Annotated in this window: 3 protein-coding genes and 2 pseudogenes; 4 read left to right on the forward strand and 1 reads right to left on the reverse strand. The window is 61.4% G+C overall.

Annotated elements, in window-relative coordinates; all coding sequences use genetic code 11:
• From EOC93_RS32590 to EOC93_RS32605, 4 genes and pseudogenes are all read left to right on the forward strand, one after another.
• A pseudogene (locus EOC93_RS32590) lies at positions 1 to 268 on the forward strand (glycosyltransferase family 1 protein); the annotation flags it as partial.
• 107 nt (positions 269 to 375) lie between these two features.
• Positions 376 to 1,911 (forward strand): undecaprenyl-phosphate glucose phosphotransferase, encoded by a 1,536-nt coding sequence (locus EOC93_RS32595; protein ID WP_127206659.1) that lies wholly within the window; start codon positions 376 to 378, stop codon positions 1,909 to 1,911.
• A complete protein-coding gene (locus EOC93_RS32600; protein WP_127206660.1) occupies positions 1,908 to 3,167 on the forward strand; it encodes an O-antigen ligase family protein in 1,260 nt (419 codons plus the stop codon). Before EOC93_RS32595 ends, EOC93_RS32600 begins: the two co-directional genes overlap by 4 nt.
• Before the next feature lie 337 nt (positions 3,168 to 3,504).
• Positions 3,505 to 4,146, forward strand: coding sequence for a peroxiredoxin-like family protein (locus EOC93_RS32605; RefSeq protein WP_127206661.1), 642 nt, complete (start codon positions 3,505 to 3,507; stop codon positions 4,144 to 4,146).
• 262 nt (positions 4,147 to 4,408) lie between these two features.
• Here the strand turns inward: EOC93_RS32605 and EOC93_RS34335 are convergent.
• Positions 4,409 to 4,615 (reverse strand): annotated as a pseudogene (locus tag EOC93_RS34335) (hypothetical protein); the annotation flags it as partial.

A 4,615-nucleotide genomic window follows, 5' to 3' on the forward strand; every position in this document is an offset into this window, starting at 1 on the left:
GCCCTATATCGTGCTGGAGACGCTCGCCGCCGGCAAATCGATGATCGCCACCGCCGTCGGCGGCATCCCGGAAATCCTTGGCGCCGGTTCCCCTGCCCTGATCCGGCCCGACCCGCGCGAGCTCGGCGACAAGATGAGCGCGGCGCTGGCCGACCCCAAAGCCTATGGCGCTTTGATGCCCGACACCGCCGACCTCAAGGCGCGATTCGGCGCCGACGTGATGGCCGCCGCGATCGAGACGGCCTATTTCGCCGCGCTCAAGCGTTAGCTCCAAAAAGGCGCTAGCCCTAAAGCTTCTCCAAAGCCACCTGTTGTTTCAAGGGTTTCTTAGCTCTCTTTTGCTATTCACCTGAGGGAAGCTTTGCGGATGCACCCATGAACGAGATCGATCCCGCTCGCCGCTTTTCGATAGACGCGGTGCGCAAATTCGACGGCCCGGCGAATGGCGATAGCCTTGGCGGGATGAACGACGTCGCCCGTCAGGTCGCGTCGCAATACAGGCGCGATACCATGTCGCCGATCATGGTCAGCGGCGTCTTGCGACTGGTCGAATTCGCGCTGCTGTTCCTGTCGGGTCTCTGCGTCTATTTCTACTATGTCGGCTTCTTCAGCCATCTCGCCTGGCAATATCCGCTGACGATCGCCGCCGCCTCGTTCCTTGCCGTGGTGCTGCTCGACGTCACCGACTGCTACCAGATCGTCTCGCTGATGCGCCCGATCGCCAATTTCGGCCGTCTCCTGCTGGTCTGGGCGGGGACATTCGCCTTGATGGCGCTCACGGCATTCGTCATGAAAACGTCGGAAGACTATTCGCGCCTGTTTTTCGGCACCTGGTTCGTCGTCGGCTTCTTGCTGATCTTCGGGCTCAGGCTGCTGATGTCGAAGCTTATCCGGCGCTGGGCGCGCGACGGGCGCATGGAGCGCCGCGCCGTCATCGTCGGCGGCGGCACGGCGGCGGAAGTCCTGATCCGCTCCGTCGAAAGGCAGCCCTACAACGACATCCGCATCTGCGGCATCTTCGACGACCGCGGCGACAAGCGCTCGCCACCCATCGTCGCCGGCTACCCAAAGCTCGGCACCGTTTCAGAGCTCATCGAGTTCGCCCGCATCGCCCGCATCGACATGCTGATCGTGTCGCTGCCGCTGACCGCCGAATCGCGCGTCCTGCAGCTTTTGAAGAAGCTGTGGGTGCTGCCGGTCGATATCCGGCTCTCGGCGCATTCGAACGCGCTGCAGTTCCGGCCGCGCGCCTATTCCTACATCGGCTCCGTGCCGATGCTCGATATCTTCGACAAGCCGATCAACGACTGGGATTCGGTCGCCAAGCGCGCCTTCGACATCGTCTTCTCGCTCATCGGCATCATCGTGTTCTCGCCGGTCATGCTGGTGACCGCGATCGCCATTAAGCTCGACAGCAAGGGGCCGGTGCTGTTCCACCAGAAGCGGCATGGCTTCAACAACGAGATCGTCGAGGTCTACAAGTTCCGTTCGATGTACACGGACAAGGCGGACCCGACGGCCAAACAGACGGTGACCAAGAACGACCCGCGCGTCACCCGCGTCGGCCGTTTCATCCGCAAGACCTCGATCGACGAGCTGCCGCAGTTCTTCAATTCGCTTTTCGGTTCGCTGTCACTGGTCGGGCCGCGCCCGCACGCCATTGCCGCCCAGTCGCACAACCTTCTCTACAATGAGGTGGTCGACGGCTATTTCGCACGCCACAAGGTCAAGCCCGGCGTCACCGGCTGGGCGCAGATCAATGGCTGGCGCGGCGAGATGGACACCAATGAGAAGATCCGCATGCGGACGGAGTACGACCTCTATTATATCGAGAACTGGTCGCTGCTGTTCGACCTGAGGATCCTGTTCCTGACACCGATCCGGCTGCTCAACACGGAAAATGCTTATTGAGCACCGTCACGAATGAACTGCGGCCGGCCTCAGTTAATGCCAAGCTGATCGCGCTGATTGCATCGGGCGCGGTTTTCCTAGGCGTCTTCCTGTCCGGGTTCGTCATTGCCGAGCCTGCCCCATACGACCTCTATATGGCCGGGCTGATCGTGGTGTGGGCCTTGTTCGGCCTGCGCATATCGCGCGCGGCAGCGCCGCTGCTGGTGCTGCTGGTGATCATGAACATTGGCGGCATGATCTCGATGACCCAGATGTCGGATATTACCGGCGCGCCGCTCTATCTCTCAGTGTCGCTGTTCCTCGCCTTCACGGCAGTGTTCGTCGCCTCGGTGACATCGGTCCAGTCCAGTCTCTACCGGTCGATCTTCCTGGCCTATGTGATATCGGCGGTGCTGACCTCGCTGCTCGGCATAGCAGGCTATTTCCATGCCTTCCCAGGGGCGGAGATATTCACCAAATACGACCGCGCCACCGGCGCCTTCCAGGATCCGAACGTGTTCGGGCCGTTCCTGGTGCTTCCCGGCATCTATCTGCTCTATCTCATGCTGACGGGTCCCGTCTCACGCATGCCCTTGCTGGCAGTGCCGCTGCTGATTATCACGGCCGGCATTTTCTTCTCCTTCTCGCGTGGCGCCTGGGGCATGTTCGGCGTTTCGGCGATCCTGCTCACCGGCGCTCTGTTCCTGCAGAGCGCCAGCGGCAAGTTCCGGCTGCGCGTCGTCGTCATGACCATCGCCGCCATCTCGCTGCTGGTGATGGCGATGCTCGTCATCCTGCAGCTGCCGGGCGTTTCGGAAATGTTTTCCAGCCGCGCCCAACTGGAGCAGAGCTACGACACCGCCCGCCTCGGCCGTTTCGCCCGCTACACGATCGGTTTCCAGATGGCGCTGGAGCATCCGCTCGGCATCGGCCCGCTCGTCTTCGGCACGATTTTCGGCGAGGACACGCACGACATCTGGCTGAAGATGCTGATGGACTATGGCTGGCTGGGCTTCGTATCGTTTCTGGCGCTGACCTGCTGGACGATAGCGGCCGGCTTCCGCATTCTCCTGCGCGACAGGCCGTGGCAGCCCTATCTTCTGTGTGCCTATGTCGCCTTCATCGGCAATATCGGGCTGGGCACCTTCATCGACATCGACCACTGGCGCCATGTCTATCTGCTGCTCGGCCTGATCTGGGGTGCCATCGCGCTCGAATACCGCCACCAGCGGCAGTTGCGGCCGGTGGAGCTGCCTGTGCCAGCGGCTGGGGCATGATCGATTTCTGGGGACAAGTCTAAGTTTTGAAATGGTCGGAGTGGCCGGATTCGAACCGACGACCCGAACCTCCAAATCGAGGTCGGGAACCTGACCTTCAGCGCAAGAGCATTCGGGAGTGCGCTCGCGTAAGGTAATTCACCACATTTGGCGGCACCCGCAGATGCTTTTTCGTGTTATGATGGGCTTACAACGCGCGTAATCTCGACCTCGGCAATATGACAGAGGTCGAAAGCTATTGCCTTGGCACAGGAAGCTTTCGCCCCAGCACTTGATCGCCTCCGAAACGCTGGGTGTGCTGCTTTCCCTGACTGACCCCGGGGCGAGGAGGTTGTCCATGTCCACGAGTAGTGTTGACCGCCCGCTGCAGCCGGGCGACCGGGCACCGAATGTTGTGCTCAATGCGATCTCACGCGAAGGCAAGATCGCGCTCGATGATTTTCGAGGCCGTAGCCCGTTGTTGATCGGTTTGTTCCGAGGCCTGCACTGTCCGTTCTGCCGGCGCCATGTCGCGGCGATGGCGCAACTCAAGCCGGCCCTGCGTGAGAAAGGCGTCGAATGCCTGGCTGTGGTCAATACGCCGGTCGAGCGGGCGCGGCTCTATTTCCGTTACCACCCGGCACCCGATCTTCTCGCCGCATCCGACCCGGAGCGAGCCTCGCACCGTGCTTTCGGCTTGCGCGAGGTCGGGATGGACACGGTCATGGCGATACCGTTCCATCTCCCGGGCGAGTTGCCCGAGCCTATGGACGTCATGGCAATGAATGAATTTCTTAACAAGAAGGAAGGATATGAGATTACGGAAGTCGATCAGCAGGCGATGGCTTCCAGCCAGGCGCAGCTTGTCGGTCAGTTCCTAATCGACCGGGCGGGCATCGTACGCTGGAACTTCACTGAAGTTCTGGAGGATGGCCTCAACACCTTCAGAGCGCTGAATCCCGAGGAATTGATGTCGGCAGCTTCCCAAGTTGCACATTAATAGGGTTGCGGAAATGGGCTGCTGAAAACTCGCTCGACGGCCACCGTCCTGTGTTTGGATTTAACAATCATCGAAATGCTCAGCGCAGGAGGCTAAGGTCTGCCCGTGGGCTTCGTAGCGATTCGATTCAACGGTCTGCGGACCGCCCCGACGCTAGAGTGAGCAAGCCGCATAGGCGGGGCGACGTCCGCTCCTTGCCGCAATCACTTCGTTCCGACAGGCGCGCATACGGCAAGTTTCCACCCTAAGCGGTAGTTTAGCATCAGGCCGCGATCTGGCGCTGGCTAATCCCGTCCGGCACCTTGCCGCCATCGACGACGATGCGGCCCGGATCGATCGAGGAGACGCCCGCGCCGCCCATGGCCTCCCACAATGCTCGGAACCGCTCGGCCGCCGCGACCTGAGCCGCATCGAGCGCGCCGCGAACGGCCAGCGTCGTGATTGCCGATTCGCGGACATTGACGGCGGC

Origin of the sequence: Mesorhizobium sp. M6A.T.Ce.TU.002.03.1.1, from assembly GCF_003997275.1 — a bacterium.
In the GTDB taxonomy this organism is placed as follows: Bacteria; Pseudomonadota; Alphaproteobacteria; order Rhizobiales; family Rhizobiaceae; genus Mesorhizobium; species Mesorhizobium mediterraneum.